This window comes from Rhodococcus sp. PvP016, from assembly GCF_017832185.1.
Lineage (GTDB): Bacteria > Actinomycetota > Actinomycetes > Mycobacteriales > Mycobacteriaceae > Rhodococcoides.
The window spans coordinates 2,787,141-2,812,118 of sequence record NZ_JAFIBH010000001.1 but is presented as its reverse complement, the minus strand read 5'-3'; the positions used below and the strand labels follow the sequence as shown (position 1 = coordinate 2,812,118).

The following is a 24,978-nucleotide window of genomic DNA, read 5'->3' as shown; positions in this document are numbered from 1 at the left end:
TTGGAACTCTCATGATCAATCTCGAACTTCCTCGCAAGCTCAGGGCGTCGGCCAACCAGGCTCATCAGGTCGCGGCCGAGATCATGCGCCCCGTGTCGCGCAAGTACGACCTGGCGGAGCACGCCTACCCGGTCGAGCTCGACACCATGGCCGCCATGATCGAGGGCATGAGCGACGCCGGCGGCGAGATCGGTGGCGCCAAGGGCGGCCGTGAGGCCAAGGGCGACGCTCCGAAACCGAGCAAGACCGCGAATGCCAACGGCGGCAACATGTCCGCTCTGGTCAACGTCATCGAGACCTGCTGGGGCGACGTGGGTCTGACCCTGTCCATCCCGTACCAGGGCCTCGGCAACTCCGCCATCGCCGCCGTCGCCACCGACGAGCAGCTCGAGCGCTTCGGCAAGGTGTGGGCCTCGATGGCCATCACCGAGCCCTCGTTCGGCTCCGACTCGGCCGCCGTGAGCACCACCGCGGTTCTCGACGGTGACGAGTGGGTCCTCAACGGCGAGAAGATCTACGTCACGGCCGGCGAGCGCTCCACGCACATCGTCGTGTGGGCCACCGTCGACAAGACCAAGGGCCGCGCCGCGATCAAGTCCTTCGTCGTCCCGCGGGACGCACCGGGCCTGTCCGTCGCACGCCTCGAGCACAAGCTGGGCATCAAGGCGTCCGACACCGCGGCACTGCTGCTCGACAACTGCCGCATCCCGAAGGACAACCTCCTGGGTTCCCCGGACGTCGACACGGACAAGGGCTTCGCCGGCGTCATGCAGACGTTCGACAACACCCGTCCGCTGGTCGCCGGCATGGCCATCGGTGTCGCCCGTGCGGCGCTCGAGGAGCTGCGGTCGATCCTGACCGACGCCGGCGTGGTCATCGACTACGACGCCGCCACCTACAGCCAGTCGGCCGCGGCCGCGGAGTACATCCGGCTCGAGGCCGACTGGGAAGCTGCGTACCTGCTCGCTCTCCGCGCTGCGTGGATGGCGGACAACAAGGAGCCCAACTCGCTGCAGGCGTCGATGTCCAAGGCGAAGGCAGGCCGTAGCGCCACGGACATCACGCTCAAGGCGGTGGAACTGGCCGGCACGCTGGGCTTCTCCGAACACCTGCTGCTCGAGAAGTGGTCGCGTGACTCGAAGATCCTCGACATCTTCGAGGGCACCCAGCAGATTCAGCAGCTGATCGTGGCTCGCCGCGTGCTCGGGAAGACATCCGCTGAGCTGAAGTGACGGTCACACGACCCTGAGAAAGGCCCGGCACACGTGCCGGGCCTTTCTGCTGTTCTGGCAAGCTGGAACGGACGAAGCACGGCGAACACGAGGGAGACTGCCATGTCGGACTGGGCGAAGAAGATCGAGGACAAAGCCAAGGGCTTCGTCGCGGAGGCCGAGGTGGGCCTCACCCACCTCGAGGGTGCGGACGCCGTCGATCTGGACGAGACGGACGACTCGGGGGATCGTACGGACGTCGGCGGCGACGTCGACGAGAACGACGCGCCCAGCACGGGCATGACGTCGGCGGATCCCGACATCTCTCACTGAGCACCAGCCACCGACGTCGATCTGACCGGGTCGACGTCGGTGCGCCTGCGACAAAGCGAAAGGCCCGACAGTCTGAGACTGTCGGACCTTTCGTGGTGGTAGCGGGGACAGGATTTGAACCTGCGACCTCTGGGTTATGAGCCCAGCGAGCTACCGAGCTGCTCCACCCCGCGTCAGCGTCGAGAACCTTGCGGCTCCGTCTGCGGTGCAAGCTGTACTGCGTTCTTGCTGAACAAGAAGTTACCGGACGGCGTCGGTGAATTGCAAATCGCCTGCTGAGCAACGAGATCGAGCCTCCAAGGGTGACCGCGGTCTCTTTTCATCCGTGTTCCCCCTCACATAACGATGGGGTCACGAAGAGGACACGAGACGGTTGTCATCCGTCATGACCTGCGGAGATGTCACAAAGCCGCCGCCTCGCCCGTTTCCGACCTCGTCACAGGGCCGGGTGACGGCTCGTGATTGTTTCGTTACCGTCGCGCTCGGCCCGAAACAAGGGCCAGGCCGACCCGCCGCTGGATTCTTCTGCCCCGCGGGATCGGAGACCCGACTCGATGGGGGCAGGGATTCGAGCGAATGCAGGCGTCACTCGCCTGCGCGCTCACGTCGACCAGCGCTGAGAGGATCTACCCCGCATGACCACTGCACGTAACTTCACCACCCGCGCGCTCGGATGGGCCGCCGTCACCGGCGCCGTCGTCGCAGCACCGCTCGTCCTGAGCACCGGAACCGCCTCCGCAGCACCCGCCCACAACTGGGACGGCGTCGCACAGTGCGAGAGCGGCGGCAACTGGGGCATCAACACCGGCAACGGCTACTACGGTGGCCTGCAGTTCTCGCAGAGCACCTGGGCCGCCAACGGCGGCTCGGGCACCGCGTCCAACGCCTCCAAGGCCGAGCAGATCCGCGTCGCCGAGAACGTTCTCGCGACCCAGGGCGTCGGCGCATGGCCCACCTGCGGCCAGTACCTCTCGTCCGGCACCACGTCGGTCGCCGAGGCACCGGCACCCGCCCCCGCGCCTGCTGCACCCGCCGCACCGGCGCCCGTGCAGTCTGCCGTCGAGCAGGGCGCGGCACTGGCCCAGCAGTACGGCGTCGGCCAGCAGTACCAGGACTTCGTGGCCGCCAATTCCGGCGTCCTCGCGGGCCTCGCTCGCTAGAGCATCCTCTCGAACGTCCGAAGCGGGCGCACCCGATCATCGGGTGCGCCCGCTTCGTCGTGTGCGGTGGGTGGTGCGTGCTGTCGAGCCACTACGCACCAGCGCTGCACGAGTGTGCGGCCACCACGACGGGTATGCGCTCGGACGGCTGCGACAGCGCCTGGTTGTCGAGCGATGACGCAACAGCACTGCATGGGGTGTGCACACCCCATGCATGAACCGCACACCCCCAGCAGCTGACTGGAAAGGGTGTGCGCCCACCACAACGGGTGTGCGCTCGGACGGCAGCGACAGCGCCTGGTTGTCGAGCGATGACGCAACAGCACTGCACGGGGCACTGAGATCTGTCAGATCCCGCGGCGACGGTCGGCCTCAGGCTCGCTTTACTGCACCGCGTAGACGGCGATGCGGGTGTGCACACCCCTTCCGCGAACCGCACACCCCCAGCAGCCGGCTGGAAAGGGTGTGCGCCCGCCACGACGGGTGTGCGCTCGGCCGGCTGCATCGGTGCGCCCTTCATCGACCCACTACGCACCGGCACTACACAGCGTGTGCACACCCCGAGCACGAACCGCGCACCCCCAGCAGCCGGCCGGAAAGGGTGTGCGCCCACCACAGCGAGTGCGCCCAGCCGAGCCACCACACAGCAACGCCCCGCCCTCATGAGTCGAGGGCGGGGCGTCGCGTGGAGCGGGGCCGGCTATCCGCCCGTGCTGTTGTACTGGTCGATCGCGCGCTGCAGGTTGTCGAACGCGGTACCGAGCTGGGCGAAGTCTCCCGACTGCTGCGCGGTCCGCACTGCTTCCAACGCGGCATCCAGATTGGTCACCGCCGCACCCCGGTCAGCGGGCGCAGGTGCACTCGTCGAAGGAGTGGACGGTGCCGGGGTCCCCTGACCCTGAGTCGGAGCTGAGCCCGTGTTCCCCAAGTTCGGTGAACCGACCTCCTCCTCTGCCTGAGGAGTAGCCGCGTCGCCGCCCGGAGCCGTGGCAACGTTTCCGGTCTCGGCACCGAACACCTGCTCCAGTGCACCAGCCAGTGTCGGTGAGTACCCGACACGGACACCGCCACCAGCGCCGGGCTCGCGATAGCTCACGAGAACGCGGGACAGCTGCGGGAACGTCGACGTATTCGTCGTGTTGCGCTCGGTGTACAGCGGCTCGACGTACAGGATTCCGCCGTTGGCGATGGGCAGCGTCAGCAGATTGCCGTACTGGATGCGGTTGGACTGTTGGAGAAGTGTCCGGTCGGACGCCACTCGGGTGTCCGAGATCATCGAGTTCTGGGCCTGTTGCGGCCCCTGAGTCTGCGTTGCGGTGGGCAACTGCAACACCGTGAACTCGCCGTAGCCGTCAGGATCGGACTTGACCGAGATGTATGCCGACAACAGTTCGCGGTTGAAGCCCACCATGGCGCTGGTCAGCCTGAACGACGGTTGCCCCGTGTCCGGATCACCGATCAGGACGTAGTACGGCGGCTGGTTGAGGTTGGTGCCACCCTCGATGGTCGGGTCGCTGGGAACCGACCAGAACGCGTTGTTGGTGAAGAACTCGCCGGGATCGTTGACGTGGTACTTGGCGAGCATCTCGCGCTGAACCTTGAACAGGTCCTCGGGGTAGCGGAAGTGCTGACGCAACTCATCGGAGATGGCCGACTCGGGCTGGACTGCACCCGGGAACGCGCCCATCCACGCTGCGAGGACGGGATCGTTGTCGTCCACCTGGTACAGGTTCACCGACCCGTCGTAGGCGTCGACGGTGGCCTTCACCGAGTTACGGATGTAGGACACCTCGTCACGCGGGAGCAATCGACCAGTGTTGGCGTCGATGCTGTCCTGCACCAGTCCCTCGAGCGAACTGCGCTGTGCGTAGGGGTACTGGTCGAGAGTGGTGTACGCGTCGACGATCCAGACGATCTTCCCACCGACCACGGCCGGGTAGGAATTGCCGTCGGCAGTCAGCCACGGTGCGACCTTCTGCACGCGCTCACGGGGATCGCGGTTGAAGATGATCTTCGAGTCGTCGCCGATGGCGCCCGAGAAGAGGATGTTGCGCTCGGTGTACTTCGCCGCGAACGCCAATCGGTTGAACCAGTTGCCGATGCTGACGCCACCCGAACCGGTGTAGGTGTAGCGGGAGGTGTCGGTGTCGTACTCGCGGCCCTCCGAGCCCTCGCTGCCACCGACGATGGCGTAGTCGGGGTTGGACGACGCGATGACCTCGCCGTAGTAGATGCGCGGCTGCTCCACCGGAATGACCTGATCACCCGCGGCCTGCGACGCGAGGTCGCTGACCGTGTAGATCGGGTATCCCGAGTTGCTGTTCGAGTCTCCAGCAGATCCCTCCTGCACTGCCGCGTTGACCCTGTTCGCCGGTGCGGCGACGAAGCCGTTCCCGTGGGTGTAGACGGTGTGGCGGTTGATCCAGTCGGTTTGGTTCCCGGACAGGCTGGCTGGTTCCAGCTCTCGTGCCGCGACGATGTAATCCTGCAGTTCACCGTCGATCTCGTACCGATCGACGTCCAATGTGGACGGGAATCCGTAGAAGTTCTTCAGCTGCTGCTGCTGAGTGAAAGTGCGAGAGAGCACGTTCGGATCCAGCAGACGGGTGTTGGCGATGGTGGTCTGATCCGCCGGAACGTCACGCGGAGACGCTGTGCCGTCTCCCGAATAGTCCTCGTACGTCACCTTCTCGTCCGTGATGCCATAGGCATCTCGAGTGGCCTCGATGTTCCGTTCGATGTACGCCCGCTCCTTGTCGGCAGCGTTGGGGCGCACCGAGAACTGCTCGACGACCAGCGGCCAGACGGCACCGACGAGAATCGACGACAGGACGAGAAGCGCGGTGGCGAGTGCCGGGATCCGCAGATCGCGTAGGAAGATCGCCGCGAAGAAGGCACCCGCACAGATGACGGCGATGGCCAGCAGGATGAGTTTCGCGGGTAGGACGGCGTTGATGTCGGTGAAGCCGGGGCCCGTGAACGTGGGCTCTTTACGGCTGCTCGACAGCAGTGCGTAGCGATCGAACCAGTACGCCACCGCCTTGAGGACGACGAACGTTCCGGCGAGCACGGCCAACTGGATGCGCGCCGACTTGGTCAGCGCACCCTCGCGGCCGCTCAGACGCAGGCCGCCGAAGATGTAGTGCGTGACCAGTGCCGCGAAGAAGGCGATGACGACGGCGACGAAGAGCCAGTTGAGGATCGACCGGTAGAACGGCAGATCGAAGGCGTAGAAGCCGACGTCCAGGTTGAACTGAGGATCCTGCACTCCGAAGGACCCACCGTGCAGGAACATCTGCACCGTGACCCAGTTGCCCTGTGCGACAAGGCCGGAGAGCAGACCGATGACGACCGGGATGCCGATGCCGAACACGCGCAGACGCGACATGACGGTGGTGCGGTAGCGAGCGATGGGATCGTTCGGGCCGGCAGTGGGCACGAAGACCGGGCGCGACCGGTAGGCGACGGTCAGAGCACCGAACACCGTGCCGCCCACCAGCAGAGCGATGACGAGGAACGTGATCACGCGAGTGAGGAGCACCGTCGTGAAGACGTTGCGGAAGCCGACCTCCCCGAACCACAACCAGTCCGTGTACGTGTCCACCAACCGGGGACCGATGAGCAACAGCGCGGCCAGAACCAACGCCAGGACCAGTAACGTACGGCTCCGTCTCGACAACGACGGTAAACCGGTTGGGGGCCTCATGCCCACGTGCCACACTCCAAGATCTCGCGCGCCGTCGCCTCGTGACACCACCGTGACGACACCACATGTCCGTTTTCGACCACTGTACGGACACCCTCGAACGCGGAGTGTCCCGCCGTGGCGACGTCCACGACTCTAGCCCTCGATGCGAGGATGGAGCGGTGAGTGACAACGAGGATGCATCGTGACCGGGAGCGAGTGGTTCGATCCCGAATCCGGGGACGCCCGCGCCGAGCGCGCCCTCGCCCGCTGTGTGCGCGAGGTCGTCGACTACGTGGACGCCGGCGGGTGGGACCAGGGGCCTCAGTTGTTCGCGTTGGTCCCGACCGAGGATCTGGCGGCCGCGGAGCCCAGCCTCCTCGACCAGCTCGAGGACGGCGCCGACCTGACACCTGTCGCCCAGGAGCGGTTGCCCGCCGACGTCGCGGGCGGATCGCACGCGCTCGACGAGTTCCTCGGCACGACCACCTGGCCGGCCTCCGTCGCCGGGTGCGCACTGGTCGAGGAGATCGTCGTTCTGCCGCCCGAGGCGGAGTCGGATCTCGACAGCGCCCTTGCTCCGCTCCTGGCTGATCGCGACGCGGCGGACCAGGCCGCGCGCCTCACGGCCGAGGAGCACCCCGACCGGCGCGACGGGCGGCTCATCGTCGCCGTGCTCCGGGACGGTCCGTCCATCGCCCTGCTGCAGCTGCGTCCCGAGAACGAGGACGACAGCAGTTTCGACGAGGCGCCGGAGCTACTGACGTACGAGAACTTGGCGCCCAACGTCGTCGCGGCACTCCACGCCACGCTCGACGCGGATCCCGAGGACGAGGACTACTAGCGTTCGCACCCGAATCGTCACGAGCAGGACGGGGCGTCTCCCCCATCGGCCAGAGCGTCGAGCGACCCGATCGCATCGTCCAGGCTCGTGACTTTCACCAGGCGTAGCCCCTCCGGCGTCCGCGGCGCCGCCTCGGCGCAGTTGTCCGCGGGAACGAGGAATATCGTCGCGCCGGCCTCGCGAGCGGCGACCAACTTGTACGGAATTCCCCCGATGGGACCCACCGCGCCGTCGGCGTCGATCGTTCCCGTGCCGGCGACGAAGGCGCCACCGCTGAGGTCGCCGGGACTGAGCTTGTCCACCACCGCCAGCGAGAACATCAGTCCGGCGGACGGGCCGCCGACGTCGGCGAGATTGAACTCCACGGTGAACGGCACGTCCGGTGTCTCCTCCGGGGTGATGCCGAGATAGCCGCGCTCGGCGTCGTCCGGACGGGCGGCGACGGTGACGTTCTCCGTCGTCGTCGCGCCGTCGCGCGTGACGTCCACCGAGATGGTCGTGCCGGGATTCACGGCACCGACAGCCTTCTGGACGTCGGCCACAGTGGACACGGGCGCGCCGTCGATCGCGGTCACCCGGTCGCCCTCCTCGAGGACGCCCGCCGCGGGGCTGTCGTCGCCGATCTGCGCGACCGTGAGCACCGTGGGCAGTCCGAGGTGATCGAGAGCCGCGAGTTCCGCACTGTCCTCGGATTGCGCGAAGTCCGCCTGGTTGGCGTTCTCGACCTCTTCTCGGCTGCGATCGGGCGGGTAGATCTCGTCGCGCGGGACCAGCCCCTGCCTGCCGCTGAGCCACAGGCCGAGGGCGTCGAACACCGTCAACTCGTCCCGCACCGCCACCGTCGTCATGTTCAGGTGGCCGGACGGCCGATCGACCTCGGTGCCCTGGACGTCCACGACGGGCTTGCCGTCCACCTCACCGAGGGTGTCGAACGTCGGTCCGGGCCCGAGGGCCGCGAACGGAACAGTGACCGCAGATCCCAGAACTCCGAGGACGACCACCGGCAACAGAGCGACCAGGAGCGTCGCGATCCTTCGATTCACGTCACCACAGTAGAGAACGACACCGTCACCGCTGTCGGGGAGACGCGTCGACGTCGCCCGCGGCGTCGGTGTGTTCGCGCTCGGCGCACTCGGCATCGCCGCCGAACCCGTGTTCGGCTTGTACCGTTGAACCATGACCAACACGCCTTTCGGATTCTCCAATTCCGACGACGACCCGGACAAGAACGAGGGGTCGAGCGGCGGCTCCGGCACGCCCGGAGGTGGTGCCGGTGGATTCGGTTTCGGCGCCGAGGGTTTCGATCCGGCGGCGCTCGGCCAGATGTTCACGCAGATGGGCCAGATGTTCAGCGGGATGGGATCCGGTGCCACGGCCGGACCGGTGAACTACGACCTTGCGAAGAAGCTGGCCCTCCAGCAGATCGGGTCGACCACCCCCGTGCGGGAAGGATCGAAGTCCGCCGTCGTCGACGCGGCGCACCTGGCGGAACAGTGGCTCGACGAGGCCACCATCCTCCCCGCCGGTGCGGTGCGCACCGAGGCGTGGACTCCGCAGGAATGGTTGGACAACACGCTCGACACGTGGAAGCGGTTGTGTGATCCCGTCGCCGAGCAGATCTCCGGCATGTGGACCTCCGCGTTGCCGCCGGAGGCGCAACAGATGGTCGGTCCGATGATCGGCATGCTCGGTCAGATGGGCGGCATGGCGTTCGGCTCTCAGCTGGGCCAGGCCCTGGGCCAGCTCGCCAAGGAGGTCCTCACCTCGACCGACATCGGCCTGCCGCTCGGCCCCTCGGACACTGCGGCACTGCTTCCCGACGCCGTCGCGGTGTTCAGCGAGGGCACCGAACTGCCCGAGCGCGAGGTACTCGTGTTCCTCGCCGCGCGCGAAGTCGCCCACCACCGTCTCTACTCGCACGTGCCGTGGCTGCGTCAGCGCGTTCTGGCCACTGTCGAGGAGTACGCGCGTGGCATCCGGATGGACTTCGGTGCCATCGAGGAGGCGGCACGCGGCATCGATCCGTCCGCGCTGACCGATCCGAGCCAGCTGGAGAAGATCCTCCAGCAGGGCGCGTTCGAGCCGCAGACGACTCCCGAGCAGAAGGCGGCTCTCGAACGCCTCGAGACACTGCTGGCCCTGGTCGAGGGGTGGGTGGACACAGTGGTGACCACCGCCCTGGGCGAGCGGCTTCCGGGAGCGTCCGCGCTGTCGGAGACGATGCGGCGCCGTCGCGCGTCCGGCGGCCCGGCCGAGCAGACCTTTGCGACGCTCATCGGCCTCGAATTGCGACCGCGCAAGGTGCGCGAAGCAGCCGATCTGTGGCGACGACTGACCGACGCGGCGGGTATCGACGGCCGCGACGGTGTGTGGGCCCACCCCGATCTGCTGCCCGACACCGCGGACCTCGACGACTCGTCGTCCTTCATCGACCGCATCGTGGGCGGGGACACCGGTTCCTTCGACGACCCCATCGCGCAGCTCGAGGAGTTCGAGCGCAAGCGCGCGGCCGAGAAGAAGGCCGAGGGAGACGACGAGGGCCCCACCCCCGTCTGATTCCGCCGACCTGGGTCTTCTCGTCGCCCGCGTGACTGCGTCGCAGGTCGGAGCGCCGTACGCCTGTGGACAAACGGTGCCGGACACCCGTGTCCGCGGTGTGGTGCGTGCCATCGTCTGCGCATGACGCAGACACGCCACGCGAGCTCGCCCGAGATCGCCCGCACGCGCGCCGAGCGGGACGGCCTTCCGCACCTGGCCGAGTCGGTCACGCTCCTCGTGCGCCGCGACGGTCGGCTGCAGGTCGGCTGGCATCCCGAGCGCCGCGTGGTCCTCACCCCGCCGGAGGGCGTGACACCGGCCGCCATGGCCTCGGTCCTGCGTCTCCTGGACGGACGACGGTCGATACCCGACGTGTATTGGCGCGCAGCCGAACTCGGCGTCGACGCGGCAGTGCTCACCGCGGTGCAGGCCGAACTCGAACGGCTGGGCGTTCTCGGACGTCGTCGTCCGCGGTCGTCCGCCGTCCGCACGGTCCTCGTTCTGGGACGCGGTCCCCTGTCGGATGCGGTGTCCATCGGGTTGTCCCCGACGGGCCGCGTCCAGCGCCGACACGTGTCACTCCCCCACAGACACGCGGACGTCGACTGCGTTGTCGTGGCGGACACCGTGCTCTGCGCCCCTGAAGTCGCCCGAGTGCTCATGGACGACGGGATCCCGCACCTTCCGGTGCGGCTGCGCGACGGCGTCGGCGTGGTGGGTCCGCTAGTCCTGCCCGGACACACGCCCTGCCTGGAGTGCGTCGAGCTGACACGATGCGATTACGACCGGGAATGGCCGCACCTCGCCGCGCAGCTCCTCGGCACCGTCGGGTCCGCGAGCGGCGCCACCATCGCCGCCACCGCGGCGTTCGCAGTCGCGCAGGTCACCGAGTTCCTCGACGCGCGTGCGGACTCCCCCGCACCGATGACTGTCGGGCACAGCTTGGAGGTGGACCTCGTCGCCGCGGCCACCCGCCGTCGACGATGGCCGCGTCACCTGTTGTGCACCTGCGCTCGTCGGTGACGGACGGTGTGACGTGTCACGGATACGCGTACGGGTCTCGACCGCTCGCGGCGCGTCGGCCGATCGTCAGCCATGATGGAGTCATGCCCGACATCCCCCGCAGCAGTTCCGCCCGGACAGCCAAGCTGGCCAGCATCCCCCTCGGGATGGCAGGCCGCGCAGCGATGGGCTTCGGACGCAAACTCGCGGGCGGAAATCGCGCGGAGATCGACGCCGAACTGAGCGCCAAGGCCGCCCAGCAGATGTTCGCCGTCCTCGGCGAGCTCAAGGGTGGAGCGATGAAGTTGGGTCAGGCCCTCAGCGTCATGGAGGCGGCCGTACCCGAGGAGATGGCGGAACCGTACCGCGAAGCGCTGACCAAACTGCAGGCCGAAGCGCCCCCGATGCCGATCGCGACGGTCCACCGGGTGATGGACCAGCAGCTCGGCACCGGGTGGCGCTCGCGCATCTCCGATTTCGACGACACGGCCACCGCGTCGGCCTCCATCGGGCAGGTACACCGAGCGACCTGGTCCGACGGTCGCGACGTCGCGGTGAAGATCCAGTACCCGGGTGCCGACGAGGCGCTGAAGGCCGATCTCAAGACGCTGTCGCGCTTCGTCGGCATTCTCGGCACCATCGTGCCGGGTACAGACGTGAAGGCTGTCCTCGACGAGATGTCGGCACGCACGGAGGAGGAACTCGACTACCGCATCGAAGGCGAGAATCAACGTGCCTTCGCCGCGGTCTACGACGGGGACGACAGATTCGCCGTGCCTCGTGTCGTCGCGAGTGCTCCCAAGGTGGTCATCACGGAGTGGATGGAAGGAACGTCCCTCTCCTCGATCATCGCCACCGGAACCGCAGAGCAGCGCAACACCGCCGGCGAGAACCTGGCTCGCTTCCACTTCGAATCGGCGGAGCGCGTCCGGCGCATCCACGGCGATCCGCACCCCGGGAACTTCAAGTTGCTCGCCGACGGCAGACTCGGCGTCATCGACTTCGGTGCGTGCCTCACTCTCCCCGACGGCCTGCCCCCGGAACTCGGTCGTATGGTGCGACTCTCGCGCGACGAGGAGTTCGAGGAGCTGACGGAACTGTTGCGCGAGACGGGATTCGTGATTCCCGGACGCGAGGTCACCGAGCGAGAGATAGCCGACTACCTCCGCCCCTTCACCGATCCGATCAAGACGGAGTCGTTCCACTTCACTCGACAGTGGTTGCAGGGCACGGCCGGCAAGGCCGCGGACTTCAACGGCCCGCAGTTCCGCACGGCCCGGTCCCTCAATCTGCCGCCGCGGTACGCGGTGATCTTCCGTGTTCTTCTGGGATCGGTGGGCATCTGCGCCCAGCTCGACGCGAATGCCCCGTACATGGCGATTCTCACCGAGTGGATGCCCGGGTTCGCCGAATAGCCGGGCGACACCCGCACAGACCGTCAAGCACAGACGACGGACGGTGCGGGTGTGACCGGGTTCTTGCGGGGACGGCCGCGAGACCGCTTGCGCGCGATGACGACTCCCTGATCGAAGATCTCGCCGCCCCACACTCCCCACGGCTCGGCACGGTCGAGCGCCGCGTCGAGGCACCCCGACCTGATGGGGCAGTGTGCGCACAACTGCTTGGCGCGTTCGAGACGGTCGGGCGACTCGGCGAACCAGAGATCCGGATCGGCTCGGCGGCACGGCAACTGATCTGCGACGAAGTCGTCGATGGTGGCCACGGACCGGTCGGTCGTGGTGTCGTCGGTGCGGCATGTCGTCCGGGTGGTGGCGGGTGACACGTCGTTCTCCTCTTCTGCTGCGATTCACGGTGGTGTCGAACTCGACAGATGTGGCGAGATCCGTGAACGGCGTCGAGGGGTGTCCCACGACGAAGGCCACGGTTCGCAGGTGCGAATCCGTGGCCTTCGACGAAGGAATGCTGTGCGGTGCCTATCGAGTGATGTCCCGATCGACTCCGGTGCCCACGGATGCGCGATGCGCCCAGCGCTCGCGGTGACGGCGCGGCAAGGGTGCCACTCCGAAACCGGTCGTGCTCAGTGCGATTGCTTCGGCGACTGCGCCTGCTCCGGCTTTGTTCATGCCGGTGCTGCAGACGGCAGACTTCTGCTGCAGAAGCGTTGCGGTGGTGTAGATCTCCACGGGTGACACCTCCTTCGGCGGCGAGTCGGAATCGAGCAGGTCACGCACCGGAAACCCTCACTGGGCGCGCGGTACGAAATACACAGTAAACGGCTGCCTCAGACCGCACAACCCATTTTCGACCTGCGGCGATACGGTCACTCGGTGGCGGAGAGACGGGCGTCGACGAGCGCCAGCACGTCGGCTCCGAACCGCTCGAGCTTCTTCGCCCCGATACCCGGGATCGCGACGAGTCCGCGATCGTCGCGTGGCCGTTGCTCCGCGATGGCGGTCAGCGTGTTGTCGCTGAAGACCACGTAGGCCGGAACCTTGAGCGCCTTCGATGTCTCCGACCGCCAGGTCCGCAGCGATTCGAGCAGGGCGATGTCGACGTCGGACGGGCAGTTCTCACACCGGCCGAGCATGGTGGCCACCGTGCCGATGACGGGCTTACCGCACACTCGGCAGACCGGCCGCTTCTTGTGGACGGTGGGTGTGGCGATACGCGACGCGGGCGACGACTCGGGAACCAGGTCTACCAGGAACCGCGAACGCCGGCGCGACTTGCGACCGCCCTCGTTGCGGGCCAGCGCCCAGGACAGTTCGAGGTGCTCCCGGGCGCGCGTCACACCCACGTACAACAGTCGACGCTCCTCCTCCACCGCGGCCTCGTCGGGTGACGAGTTGTTGTCTCCCAGAGCGTGACTGATGGGCAGAGTGCCGTCGGTGAGACCGACGAGGAAGACCGCGTCCCATTCGAGTCCCTTCGCGGCGTGCAGTGACGCCAGCGTCACCCCCTCCACCACCGGAGGGTGCCGAGCCTCCGCGCGCATCGCGAACTCACGCACCAGTCCCTCGAGATCGAGATCGGGTACCTGGACGACGAGATCCTCGGTCAGCGCGACGAGAGCCCGCAACGCAGCCCACTTCTCCCGCGCCTGAGCACCGTTGGGTTCCGTCGCCGACAGTCCCAGGGGAGCCAACACCGCTTCCACGAGCCGAGGCAGGCCGGCCCCGCTGCGCGCGTCGGACGGCAGGTCGTCACGGGCCGCACTCGACCGTACGGCGGCGACGGCCGACCGGACGTCCTGCCGCTGGAAGAAACTCTCGCCGCCGCGGATCTGATACGGGATCGCCAGATCCGTCAGCGCCTTCTCGTGCGCCTCGGAATGAGCGTTGATGCGATAGAGCACAGCGATCTCGGACGGCGCCGTGCCGGTACGGATCAACCGTTGAATGGTGCGCGCGACACCCGCCGCCTCCGACACCTCGTCGTCGTACTCCACGAAGGTCGGGTCCGGTCCCGCCGCGCGCTGCCCGATGAGCTGGAGCCGTGTGCCGGCGATGCGGCCCTTCGCCGCGCCGATGACCTTGTTGGCGAGCCCGACGACCTCCGGAGTGGACCGGTAGTCGCGCTCCAGGCGCACCACCGTCGCCTCCGGGAACCGCCGCGAGAAGTCGAGCAGGAACCGCGGCGTCGCGCCGGTGAAGGAGTAGATGGTCTGGTTGGCGTCGCCGACCACCGTCAGGTCGTCCCGATCGCCCAGCCAGGCGTCCAGCACACGCTGCTGGAGCGGAGTGACGTCCTGGTATTCGTCCACGACGAAGCACCGGTACCGCTCGCGGAACTCCTGCGCGACGGACGGGCTGTTCTCGAGCGCTGCCGCAGTGTGCAGCAGCAGATCGTCGAAGTCGAGGAGCACCGCGTCGGGGTCACGGTTCTTGAGTTCCTCGTAACCCTCGTAGACCGCGGCGACACGATCCGCGTCGGTCGGGGTGTCGCGGTGCAGCCGTGCGGCGGCGGCAGGATAGTCCTCGGGCGCGATCAGCGAGGCCTTGGCCCACTCGATCTCACCCGCGAGGTCACGGACACTGTCGGTGGACGTCGAGACGCCGGCAGCGGAGGCGGCCTGCCCGACGACACCGAACTTGCGGTCGAGCAGACGCCAGTCCGTGTTTCCCACGACCTGTGGCCAGAAGTACTTGAGCTGCCGCATCGCGGCGGCGTGGAACGTGCGCGCCTGCACCTGCCCGTCGGACGACTGCCCTCGGATACCGAGGACGCGGAGCCGTTCGCGCATCTCCCCCGCAGCCCGCGCGGTGAACGTGACGGCGAGGACCTGACTCGGCTTGACGTGCCCGTCCGCGACGAGGTGGGCGATGCGACGGGTGATCGTCCTGGTCTTGCCGGTTCCTGCACCCGCGAGCACACACACGGGGCCTCGCGGAGCGAGCACGGCGGCCGACTGTTCGGGGTCGAGACCCTCCACCGCATCCCTGTCGTTCACGTGGTCATCATGTCAGCCCGCACCGACACCGCAGGCGCGCCCACCGTCCGATCGGAACAACCGTCGGTGACTCCGCGTTGAGAGTTGCGTGACCACAGCACAGCAGAACGACGCAGCCCACGTACCCGCAGTGACGATGTACTCGACGACTTGGTGCGGCTACTGCCGGCGCCTCAAGACACAGCTCGACGAGAACGGCATCGCCTACACGGAGATCGACATCGAGAAGGATCCCGCGTCCGCGGAGTTCGTCGGGAGCGTCAACAACGGGAATCACGTCGTGCCGACTCTGAAGTTCGCCGACGGGTCCACCGCGACGAACCCCAGCCTCGCGCAGGTCAAGAAGGCCATCGGCCTGAACTGAGCCGTCGGCGTTCGCGTTCGTCAGGACTGGAGCGCCGCCCACGACTCCAGCATCGCGCGGGCGATGGAGATGCTTCCCGGAAGCAGGAGCGGAGCGTCCTCCGAGGCGCTCCAGTCCCCGGCGGCGAGGGCGGTGCGTACCTCGTCACGGGTGAACCACCGCGCCTCCGCGATCTCACCGTCGTTGAACGACAGCGGTTGCGCAGCGTCCGCGCGAGCCGCGAACCCGATCATCACTGAGCGCGGGAACGGCCAGGGCTGACTGCCGAGGTAGGTGATCTCGGACACGTCGAGGCCGACCTCCTCGCCCACCTCGCGGCCCACGCATGTCTCGAGCGACTCCCCCGCCTCCACGAAACCGGCGAGCACCGACATCCGGCGCTCCGGCCACATCGGCTGGCGAGCGAGGAGGACACGGTCCGCCCCGTCGTGCACGAGGACGATGATCGCCGGGTCGGACCGAGGCCATTCCTCGTGGCCCGTGAGGGTGCTGGTGCGGGACCACCCGGCCGACGAGAGCACGGTCGGTGATCCGTCGCGGGCACTGAACGCCGCTGACCGGTGCCAGTTCAACAACGCCACCGCCGTCACGACCAGTCCTGCCGAGGACTCCGTGAGAACGTCACCGAACGACCGCAGGTCCGTCACCTCGCCGGCGAGTGCGGAGACGGCGACCGCCCAGACATGGTGGTCGTCGACGATTCCCAGGAAAACCGCGTCCCCCGGCGGCGAGTCGGCCGTGTCGACGGCCGGAACGAGGGCCACCCGTCCGTCCTCGACCGGTACGCGACCCTGGCTGTCCACCCGCAACAACCGCGCGGTGGGCCACCCTGCGGCGAGTGCCGCGTCGTCGCGACGGAGTTCCTCGGCGCGGTCGATCGGGGAACGCGAGAGCATGGGCTCGGACAGAAGTCGGAAGGACACGTCACGACCCTACTGACCGGGTCCGACAGTGGCAGATCCGGTGCACCGCAGTACGGCTGGTCAGTTGGAGACGCGTCGGATGTAGAGCAGTCTGTCGTCCGCCTCGATCGCATCGACCTCGGGTGAACCGACACGCACCAGTCGACCGTCGCGGACCACACCGAGCACGATGTCGGACAGGTGGCGGGGCGATCCGCCGATCTCGTCGCGTTCGACCTCACGCTCGGCGATCGCGAAGCCCGCCTCGGGCGTCAGCAGATCCTCCATCATCTCCACGACGCTCGGCGTGGTCGTCGCGATGCCCAGCAGTCGCCCGGCGGTCTCCGAGGAGACCACCACGGAATCGGCGCCCGACTGACGCAGGAGATGCACGTTCTCCGCCTCACGCACCGCGGCCACGATCTTCGCCTTGGGCGCGATCTCCCGCGCCGTGAGCGTCACCAGCACCGCGGTGTCGTCCCGGTTGGTCGCGACGATGATCGACGCGGCGTACTGGGCACCGGTCAGGCGCAGGACGTCCGACCGTGTGGCCGAACCCTGCACGGTCACCAGGCCCAGGTTGCTCGCCGCGTCCAGGGACGACTGATCGGTGTCGACGACCACGATGTCCGAGGCCGACACCCCGTCTCCCAGCATCGCGGCGATCGCGGTGCGACCCTTCGTGCCGTACCCGACGACCACGGTGTGATTGCGCACGTTGCGCCTCCATCGCTGAATCTTGAACGCCTGGCGCGAACGTTCGGTGAGCACTGACAGGGTGGTGCCGACGAGCAGGATCAGGAAGAAGACGCGTAGCGGCGTGATGACCAGGATGTTCACCAGGCGCGCGGACGGGGTGATGGGCGCGATGTCGCCGTAGCCGGTGGTCGACAGCGACACGGTCGTGTAATAGAACGCGTCCAGGAAGGACAGCTGGTTGTCCTGATTGTCGGCGTACCCGTCCCGGTCGACGTAGACGACCATGGCGGCCACGAAGAGCGTGGTGAGTGCGATGAGGATGCGCTGGTAGATCGCCCGCCAGGGGCTCTGCTCGAACTCGGGGATCCGCAGGACACCCACCAGTGCGAAGTCCGGGCGATCAGTGAGTCCGGTGTCGGTGTTCAGCAGCCGATTCCGCAACCGTCCTGCCATGAATGTGGTCCTCGTCCGTCGCTCGTGGTCGTCGATCCGCCTCGTCGGCTGCCGTGACTGTATCGGAGCGTCGAGCCGCCGACCCCCAGCAGTCGCTGCAGAACTCCGGTGCCCCACCGTCCTGTTGGCAACGAGCAGACGATGGTGCAGGCTGCGACCATGACGCTCCGTACCCTGCCGCTGCTCGATTCCGTTCGACGTCCGTCGCGCCGACGGGCGGCGGACACGGCGGCGCAGCGGCTCGCGGTCCTCCTCGGCGGAGCCGGTGTCCTGCACTTCGTCACACCGGCGCCGTTCGATTCCCAGGTGCCGCACGTGCTCCCCGGATCGCCGCGGACGTACACGTACGTGTCGGGAGTGGCGGAGCTCGGACTGGCGGCCGGACTGATCGTTCCCGGCACTCGTCGCCTGACCGGCGCCGCGGCCGCCGTCTTCTTCGTCGCCGTGTTCCCGGCCAACCTGCAGATGGCCGCGTCGTGGTTGCAGAGCGAGAAGACCTCGACCGCGATGAAGGTGGGTGTCGTGGCTCGACTGCCGCTGCAGATCCCGCTGATCACGCAGTCCTGGAAGGTGTACCGCGACGCGCGTTGATCACGTCGTCGGGTCCGCGCCCGCCGTGGAGATGATCTCCGCCAACCGTTCCGCGTCCGGGAGATCCTCCGGAGCCACGGTGACTCCCGATCGCACGTAGTGGAAGGCCGCCCGCACCATGGTGAGCGGCACCGGCTCGGAGCGGGTCGCCGACATCAGCTCGGCCCAGGCGAGACGGTAGGCGGCGAGCTGGATCGCCACTGCACGCTCCTCGGCCGGTGTCGGCTGCGCGCCGGTCTTCCAGTCCACCACCGTCCAGCCACCGTCGGAGTCCGCGAACACCGCGTCCATCCGGCCCCGCAGCACGACTCCACCGACCGACGTCTCGAACGGCACCTCCACCTCGACGGGACTGCGCAACGCCCAGGGTGACGCGTCGAACGCACGCTGCAGTTCTTCGAGGTCCGTGTCGGCGGCCGAGGCGCCGTCCGCCGCGCCGGGCAGCTCGTCCAGATCGAGCAGACGGGTCGCTCCGAAGCGCCGTTCGACCCAGGCGTGGAACGCGGTGCCGCGACGCGCCAAGGGATTGGGTGCGAACGGGACCGGTCGCCGCAGCGTCGACGCCAGGGCGTCCGGATCCGCGACGAGGTGGACCACCTGGCTCACCGACATCGTGTCGGGCACGACGACGTCGGTTCCCGGCCGCGACACCGCATCCCGTTCGGCGAGAAGCAGTTCGACGTCACGCGCCCACCCGTCGGGATCGTCGTCCTCCGATTTCTCGGACAGCGAGTCCTCCACCGATCCCGCCGATGCCGACTCGACGAGTGCGGCGCGCACGGCTGCGGACCCCATGATCACGTCCTCACGGCGGGCACCCAGCGGATCGGCCGGCCAGAGTGCCGTCAGTTCGACCGTCGCGTAGGGGTTGTCGGCGCCGTCCGGCGGAGTGGGTTCCCAGTGCTGCACGGTCCCGATCTTCGCGCCGCCGGTTGCCGAGGTGCTCTCGACGAGGCCGTGCAGCTCGGCGAGGAAGGATGACGGACCCTTCGGCGTCGAGGCTCCGGGAGCCCAGTGGTGCGCCGAGACCAGCAGCACCCGCTCGGTGCGCGTGAGAGCGACGTAGAACAACCGTCGGTCCTCGTCGAGTCGGCGACGCGCGAGCGCTGCCTTGTGATCGGTGACGGCATCGGCGATGTCGCCGCGGTGAGTCGCGCCCTCGAGATCGAGAACGGGGACGCCCCCGGCGTCGTCGCCCGGAATCGCTCTGTCACCGCGCAGGGACGGCGGTAGCTCGGCCACCGAGCCCAACCAGGACGCAGACGACCTCGTGGACGGGAACACGGTCTCGCAGACGTGCGGTACCGCCACGACCTCCCACTCCAAACCCTTGGCGGAGTGCACGGTGAGCACCTGCACCCGGTGCGGGTCGACGTCGACCTCGCCGGGCGCGAGGCCGTCCTCCACGGACTCGGCGGCGGACAGGAAGGACAGCAGTCCGGTGAGCGTCGCCGTCTGCTGGTCGCCGTACTCCGCGACCACCTCGGCGAAGGCGTCGAGATGCTCGCGGCCGCCCGCGTCCCCCGACGGGCGACGTGCCCCCGCCTCCACGTCGATCCCGAGCACTCGCTCGACGTCGGCGACCAGATCGGGAAGCGGCTGACCGAGCCGGTGGCGCAGTGACTGCAGTTCCCCGCCGAGGGCGAGAATGCGTCGATGTCCCGCCTCGGAGTAGCGCGACGGATCGCCCGGATCTGCCAGAGCGTCCACCAGCCCGGACTGTTCCGATCGCTCCCCTGGCATGCCGTCCTCGAGCGCGCGCCCCAACTCCTCGGCGTCGGTGACCGTACCCGTCCGCCCTCGGCCGGTGTGTGCTGCGATCTCCCGCGCGCGCCTCCACAGGGCACGCAGATCGGCGGCACCCAGTTGCCAGCGTGAACCGGTGAGAACGCGCATGGCGGCGCTGCCGGCCAGCGGGTCGCTCACCAGCCGCAGCATCGCCACGAGGTCGGCGACCTCGGGCGTCCGGAGCAGCCCTCCGAGTCCGACGACCTCGACCGGCAGGCCTGCACCGCGCAGAACCTCGGCCATCGGCCCCGCATCGGCGTTGCGCCGCACCAGGACCGCCGCGGTGGGCGGAGTGCGCCCGTCCTCCCGCGCCGTGCGGTACTCCTGCGCGATCGCCTCGGCGATCCACCGACGCTCGTCGTCCACCGTGGTGGTCAGCGCGAGCCGGACATCGCCGGGAACCGCGCCGGGACGCGCTCGCAGCTCGTCCACCGCGACACCCCGCATGCGCAACGGGGCAGCCACCGCGTTGGCCAACGCGAGCGCCTCGGGTGGGTTGCGCCAGCTGGTCGACAACTGACGCACGGGGGCCGGGTAGCGCGCCGAACGCGGGAAGTCGGTACCGAACCGGGGCAGGTTGGCGGCGGACGCACCGCGCCAACCGTAGATCGACTGCATCGGGTCGCCGACGGCTGTCACCGTCAGAGTGGAGTCACGGCCACCCCCGAACAGCGAGGACAGCAGAACTCGCTGCGCGTGACCGGTGTCCTGGTACTCGTCGAGCAGCACCAGACGGCATCGCGTGCGCTCGTCGCGGCCCACGTCCGGATGGTCCGCCGCGACACGGGCCGCCAGCGACATCTGCCGCCCGAAGTCGAGGAGTCCGTCACGGGTCATCACCTCGTGGAGCCGCGCCACCAACGGCAGCAGATCGAGGCGTTGTTCCTGCACCTGGAGGATGCCCAGCAGATCCTTGGTGGGACCGCCGCTCTTCTGCTTCGGGCCGGGTGGCAGGTGGTGGATCAGCTTCTCGAGCTCGGTGTGGGCCTCTCTCAGATCGACCGGCTCGACCAGATGCTCGGCGAGCTGACCGGACAGGGCGAGTACGGATTCCGTGATCGACGCCGGTGCCCGGTCCAGTGGGACGTCGCCGTCCCACGCGGCCACCACGCGGTGGGCCAGCTGCCACAGTTCGGTCTCCGACACGAGGGTCGTGGACGGCTCGAGCGGCAGCACCATGCCGTGGCGTTGGAGCAGCCGACCCGCGTACGAGTGGTACGTGCTCACCTCGGGCTCACCCGACAGGACGGTGCGCTGCAGCTCGCCGGACGGATCGAGACGCCGCAGCAGGTCGGACCCGGCCAATCGCGCGAGCCGTTGGCGAATGCGCGTGGTGAGCTGCTGGGCGGCCTTGCGCGTGAAGGTCAGTCCCAGCACCTCCTCCGGCCGGACCAGACCGTTGGCCACCATCCAGACGACGCGCGCCGCCATGGTCTCCGTCTTGCCGGCGCCGGCGCCCGCGACGACCAGCAACGGACCGCGCGGAGCCGCGATGATCTCCGACTGCTCGTCGGTGGGCGGAAACTGGCCGAGAGCGACGGCGACCTCGGCGGGGCTCACTCGGGCCACGTCTCTCATCCTTCGGTCACCTGCCTGCCTCTGTCCTGTGCCGGGCAGGACGACGCTATCGGGCAGTGCCGACAGCCGTCGTTGACGCGAGCCTCGAACACCGGACCCCGCGTGGCACGCGCCGCGTCCACGACGACGGTGCGCCACTGCTCGAGGGTCTCCCCCGTGAGTGCTGCCTGGGCTCGTTCGGTGGCACCTGTCCTGGTGTGCGGCTTGGCGACGTAGACCAACCGCCCGCCGCCGGGACTGCCGGCCGGTTCGCCCTCGACCGCACCGGCGGCGAGGGCCACCTGATACGTCGCGAGCTGCGCGTGCTCGGCCGTCGCCGCGGCCGTCGCCGCGTTCTTACCGGTCTTGACGTCGACGACCACGGGGCGTCCGTCGGGATCGCGTTCGAGCCGATCGATCCGTCCGCGCAGCGCGACGGCGGGCTCGTCCGGCGTGCGCGGTTCCAACACCCCGTCCACCGGCACCTCGACACCGGCCTCCGTCAACTCGCCGCGCGAGCGTGACATCCACTCCTGGAACGTCTCGATCATGGTGGCGGTACGTGCGAGCTCCTTGCGCGAGAACCACGCAGAGCCGAGATCGACTGCCACCCAGGCTTTCTCCAGCTCCCTGCGCACCTCGTCCGGCGGCACCCGACCGGCCACTGCCTGCACCAGCGTGTGCACCAGCGTTCCGGTGACCGCGTGCACGGTGTCGCCGTCGGTGCCCCCGTTGCGTTCCAGCGCCCACCGCAGCGGGCACGCGGTGAGCACCTCCACCGTGGACGGCGACAACGACACCGGCCCGTCCGCCGGATCCCACAGCGGCACCTCGGTACTGGTTCCGGACAGCCCGTACCACTCGTCCGGGTGGGCGCCGCGCACCCCTTCCCCTGCCAGTCGCGCCAGGTGCCGTGCGGCACGCGCATGGCGGTCGGGGTCGTTCTCCGCGACACGACGGTCGCACACGACCGCACGCAGCTCGGCGACCAGAGCGGGCAACGCGAGCACCCGGCCGAGAGGCGCGGTGGGGCCGGCACCGGGGTCGCTCTCGTCGACGTCCGAGTACCGCACGGCATCGGACACGAGCAGGTCGTCCACGAACCTCGACCGCACGGTGTCCGCGCCACCGGTCACCGAGTCGACAGCAGTGACGAGCAGGCTCGACCGTGCGCGGCTGCACGCCACCAGGAACAGGCGACGCTCCTCCGCGAGCAACGGCGCGGTCCGCGAGACCCGATCGTCCAACTCGCGATCGCCGTCGGAGACACCCGCGGCGAGATCGACCAGGGCCTCGACCCCGAGCAGCGATCCGCGGGGGCGCAGCGCGGGCCACAGTCCCTCCTGCACTCCCGCCACCGCGACGACGTCCCACTCGCGCCCGACCGCGGCGTGGGCACTCAGAATGCGCACCGCGTCGGGAACGAGCGCGGGACGCCGCCCGTCGCCCACGGGAACCTCCTGGTCGGTGACGTACTCGACGAACCCCTCCAGGGTGCCGCGCGGAAGTGCGTCGACGTACGCGGCCGCGGCGTCGAACAACGCGACGACGCTGTCCAGATCTCGATCGGCCTGCACGCCCAGGGGCCCACCGCGGGCGGACGACGCCACCCACCGTCGTTCGAGCCTGGTGGCCCGCCATCCGGCCCAGAGCGCGTCCTCGACGCGACGGCCGGCCGGGCCCACCGCCTTCGCGATGGCCGTGACCACGGCACGGACACGGGTGAGCGGCGCCTTCTCGACGTCGGACAGACGTGCGACGAGCGGGTCGACCGAGGAGCCGATCATCGCGGCGCGCAGCAGCACGGACGAGTCCCGCTCGCCGCCCTCGGCCAGGTCGCCCCGCCGCAGTCCGCGCCGCAGTCTGCGGACGGCGAGCGGATCCGCCCCTCCGATGGGACCTTCGAGCAACGCCAACGCAGCGTCGTCGGAGAACACCGCTGCCGACCGCTCGGGTGCGCACCGGGCCGCGGCGACCGCGCGCATCGCGAGCAGCAGGGCAGCCGCACCACGGTGCCGATGCAGAGGCACGGCCGTGGCGGACGACACCACCGGCACCCCCGCGGCGTGCAGCGCGCGACGCAGGGACGGCAGCGACCGCGGAACGGAGCGGACGACGACGGCCATCTCCGACCAGGGCACCCCGTCGGCGAGATGCGCGCGCCGGAACGTGTCGGCGATGGCGGTGGCCTCCTTCGCCGTCGAGGACGCGATGACCACCCGTACCGGCGGAACCGCGCGGGTCTCCTCCTCCGCGGACCGGTGCTCGTCCTCCGCTCTGTGATGCTCCGCCCTGTCGTCCCGGAACTGCGTGCCGACGCGGTGTGCGACCCGACCGGACAGATGCGCGGTGATCGCCCGCTGCACCGAGCCGACACCGGAGTCCGAACGGTGGTTGCGGGACAACACGACACGACGGCCACCGTGCCCGTCGTCCAGATCGGCGAGGAAGTGCGCGTCCGCGCCGCGGAAGGAGAAGACCGCCTGATCGGGATCGCCGGCCACGACGGTGGACGCCGCACCGGCCGAGATCAGCCGCACCAGTTGAGCCGCCTGCGGATCGAGGTGCTGGGCATCGTCCACCAGCACGTGCCGGATGCGGCGACGTTCGGAGACGAGCAGGTCCGGATCCGTCGCGAACGCCGTGAGCGCTGCACCCACGAGCTCGGCCGCATCCAGCCCGGGCGATGTGGCCTCCGGAGTTTCGACGCCGACCGATCCTCGGAGCAGCATCGCCTGTTCGTACTGTGCGGCGAACTTGCCCGCAGCGACCCACTCGGGCCGAGAGTGCTTCCGCCCCCAGGCGATCAGGTCCTCCGGACCGAGCCCGCGTTCCGCGGCGCGCAGAACGAGATCACGGAGCTCGGACGCGAAGCCCACCAGTCCGAGCGCCGGGCGCACGCGTTCCGGCCAGCGGGCGGCGCCGTCCGCGATCTCACCGCGGAGCATCTCGCGGATCACGGAGTCCTGTTCCGCGTTGGTGAGGAGACGCGGCGGCGGATTACCGTAGGCGGACGCCTGCAGCCGCAGCACGGCGAAGGCGTACGAGTGCACCGTGCGCACGAGGGGCTCGCGTGTCGCTCGAGGCTCGGAGGACACGCCCAACAGCCCGGCGGTGATCTGCTCGCGCATGTCGACGGCCGCCTGACGCGAGTGCGTGAGCACCAGGACCGACTCCGGATCGCTTCCCGGCGCCGTCATCCGCGCCACCGCCACATCGGCGACGAGCGCGGTCTTCCCGGTGCCCGGACCGCCCAGAACCTGCCACGGCCGGGAGTCGCCGAGCTCGCTCGGCGCGACCAGCGGCGCACACTCCTGCGGCCACGTACGCACCTGCGCGACACGGTGCGTCCGGCGCACCAGCCGGATACCGCCACGGGTGACAGCTGCGTCTCCGGTGGTGCCCGCGCCGTCGTCGTTCATGAGGCGCATTGCATCATG

18 protein-coding genes and 1 tRNA gene are annotated in these 24,978 nt (G+C 68.8%); 9 read left to right on the top strand and 10 right to left on the bottom strand.

The window, feature by feature from the left end:
• The first annotated feature begins 11 nt into the window (after positions 1 to 11).
• Both JOE30_RS13145 and JOE30_RS13140 read left to right on the top strand, forming a co-directional pair.
• The gene (locus JOE30_RS13145) at positions 12 to 1,232 is read left to right on the top strand and encodes an acyl-CoA dehydrogenase family protein (protein ID WP_056447862.1); all 1,221 of its coding nucleotides are present in this window, start codon (positions 12 to 14) and stop codon (positions 1,230 to 1,232) included.
• Positions 1,233 to 1,334: 102 nt separating this feature from the next.
• Complete coding sequence (locus JOE30_RS13140) at positions 1,335 to 1,544, top strand: hypothetical protein (RefSeq protein ID WP_204870855.1); 210 nt, start codon at positions 1,335 to 1,337, stop codon at positions 1,542 to 1,544.
• A 96-nt stretch (positions 1,545 to 1,640) separates the two neighbouring features.
• Here the strand turns inward: JOE30_RS13140 and JOE30_RS13135 are convergent.
• Positions 1,641 to 1,717, bottom strand: a tRNA-Met gene (locus JOE30_RS13135).
• Between the two features lie 462 nt (positions 1,718 to 2,179).
• Between JOE30_RS13135 and JOE30_RS13130 the strand changes: the two genes are divergently transcribed.
• Positions 2,180 to 2,704 (top strand): transglycosylase family protein, encoded by a 525-nt coding sequence (locus tag JOE30_RS13130; protein WP_204867139.1) that lies wholly within the window; start codon positions 2,180 to 2,182, stop codon positions 2,702 to 2,704.
• A 700-nt stretch (positions 2,705 to 3,404) separates the two neighbouring features.
• Here the strand turns inward: JOE30_RS13130 and JOE30_RS13125 are convergent.
• Positions 3,405 to 6,416 carry a UPF0182 family protein gene (locus JOE30_RS13125; RefSeq protein ID WP_204867137.1) on the bottom strand — a complete coding sequence of 1,004 codons (3,012 nt, stop codon included), beginning with the start codon at positions 6,414 to 6,416 and terminating at the stop codon, positions 3,405 to 3,407.
• A gap of 178 nt (positions 6,417 to 6,594) precedes the next feature.
• Here JOE30_RS13125 and JOE30_RS13120 point away from each other — a divergent pair, with 178 nt between their 5' ends.
• On the top strand, positions 6,595 to 7,233 hold the full coding sequence (locus JOE30_RS13120) for a PPA1309 family protein (protein WP_231476446.1): 639 nt from the start codon (positions 6,595 to 6,597) through the stop codon (positions 7,231 to 7,233).
• A gap of 17 nt (positions 7,234 to 7,250) precedes the next feature.
• Here JOE30_RS13120 and JOE30_RS13115 read toward each other — a convergent pair whose 3' ends face one another.
• Positions 7,251 to 8,276 carry a PDZ domain-containing protein gene (locus JOE30_RS13115; RefSeq protein ID WP_204867135.1) on the bottom strand — a complete coding sequence of 342 codons (1,026 nt, stop codon included), beginning with the start codon at positions 8,274 to 8,276 and terminating at the stop codon, positions 7,251 to 7,253.
• Between the two features lie 133 nt (positions 8,277 to 8,409).
• Between JOE30_RS13115 and JOE30_RS13110 the strand changes: the two genes are divergently transcribed.
• The 3 genes from JOE30_RS13110 to JOE30_RS13100 all read left to right on the top strand — a co-directional run bounded on the left by JOE30_RS13110 (position 8,410) and on the right by JOE30_RS13100 (position 12,188).
• Positions 8,410 to 9,789: a zinc-dependent metalloprotease gene (locus JOE30_RS13110; RefSeq protein ID WP_204867133.1), complete on the top strand. Its 1,380-nt coding sequence runs from the start codon at positions 8,410 to 8,412 to the stop codon at positions 9,787 to 9,789.
• 123 nt (positions 9,790 to 9,912) lie between these two features.
• The gene (locus JOE30_RS13105) at positions 9,913 to 10,794 is read left to right on the top strand and encodes a hypothetical protein (protein ID WP_239532372.1); all 882 of its coding nucleotides are present in this window, start codon (positions 9,913 to 9,915) and stop codon (positions 10,792 to 10,794) included.
• Between the two features lie 83 nt (positions 10,795 to 10,877).
• Complete coding sequence (locus JOE30_RS13100; RefSeq protein WP_204867131.1) at positions 10,878 to 12,188, top strand: AarF/ABC1/UbiB kinase family protein; 1,311 nt, start codon at positions 10,878 to 10,880, stop codon at positions 12,186 to 12,188.
• 23 nt (positions 12,189 to 12,211) lie between these two features.
• Here the strand turns inward: JOE30_RS13100 and JOE30_RS13095 are convergent, their stop codons facing one another.
• The 3 genes from JOE30_RS13095 to JOE30_RS13085 all read right to left on the bottom strand — a co-directional run bounded on the left by JOE30_RS13095 (position 12,212) and on the right by JOE30_RS13085 (position 15,184).
• Positions 12,212 to 12,556: a WhiB family transcriptional regulator gene (locus JOE30_RS13095; RefSeq protein ID WP_371831670.1), complete on the bottom strand. Its 345-nt coding sequence runs from the start codon at positions 12,554 to 12,556 to the stop codon at positions 12,212 to 12,214.
• A gap of 151 nt (positions 12,557 to 12,707) precedes the next feature.
• Positions 12,708 to 12,965 carry a hypothetical protein gene (locus JOE30_RS13090; protein ID WP_204867130.1) on the bottom strand — a complete coding sequence of 86 codons (258 nt, stop codon included), beginning with the start codon at positions 12,963 to 12,965 and terminating at the stop codon, positions 12,708 to 12,710.
• An 89-nt stretch (positions 12,966 to 13,054) separates the two neighbouring features.
• Complete coding sequence (locus JOE30_RS13085; protein ID WP_204867129.1) at positions 13,055 to 15,184, bottom strand: ATP-dependent DNA helicase UvrD2; 2,130 nt, start codon at positions 15,182 to 15,184, stop codon at positions 13,055 to 13,057.
• A gap of 136 nt (positions 15,185 to 15,320) precedes the next feature.
• Here JOE30_RS13085 and JOE30_RS13080 point away from each other — a divergent pair, with 136 nt between their 5' ends.
• Positions 15,321 to 15,548 carry a mycoredoxin gene (locus JOE30_RS13080; protein WP_204870356.1) on the top strand — a complete coding sequence of 76 codons (228 nt, stop codon included), beginning with the start codon at positions 15,321 to 15,323 and terminating at the stop codon, positions 15,546 to 15,548.
• Between the two features lie 20 nt (positions 15,549 to 15,568).
• Here JOE30_RS13080 and nudC read toward each other — a convergent pair whose 3' ends face one another.
• The gene (nudC, locus tag JOE30_RS13075) at positions 15,569 to 16,444 is read right to left on the bottom strand and encodes an NAD(+) diphosphatase (protein WP_204870354.1); all 876 of its coding nucleotides are present in this window, start codon (positions 16,442 to 16,444) and stop codon (positions 15,569 to 15,571) included.
• 87 nt (positions 16,445 to 16,531) lie between these two features.
• Complete coding sequence (locus tag JOE30_RS13070; protein WP_204867128.1) at positions 16,532 to 17,602, bottom strand: TrkA family potassium uptake protein; 1,071 nt, start codon at positions 17,600 to 17,602, stop codon at positions 16,532 to 16,534.
• Positions 17,603 to 17,761: 159 nt separating this feature from the next.
• Between JOE30_RS13070 and JOE30_RS13065 the strand changes: the two genes are divergently transcribed.
• On the top strand, positions 17,762 to 18,193 hold the full coding sequence (locus JOE30_RS13065) for a hypothetical protein (protein ID WP_239532371.1): 432 nt from the start codon (positions 17,762 to 17,764) through the stop codon (positions 18,191 to 18,193).
• Here the strand turns inward: JOE30_RS13065 and JOE30_RS13060 are convergent, their stop codons facing one another.
• Both JOE30_RS13060 and JOE30_RS13055 read right to left on the bottom strand, forming a co-directional pair.
• Positions 18,194 to 21,559 carry an ATP-dependent DNA helicase gene (locus JOE30_RS13060; RefSeq protein WP_204867127.1) on the bottom strand — a complete coding sequence of 1,122 codons (3,366 nt, stop codon included), beginning with the start codon at positions 21,557 to 21,559 and terminating at the stop codon, positions 18,194 to 18,196.
• A complete protein-coding gene (locus tag JOE30_RS13055) occupies positions 21,556 to 24,960 on the bottom strand; it encodes an ATP-dependent DNA helicase (RefSeq protein WP_239532370.1) in 3,405 nt (1,134 codons plus the stop codon). The genes JOE30_RS13060 and JOE30_RS13055 overlap by 4 nt, the downstream gene beginning before the upstream one ends.
• Positions 24,961 to 24,978 lie beyond the last annotated feature (18 nt).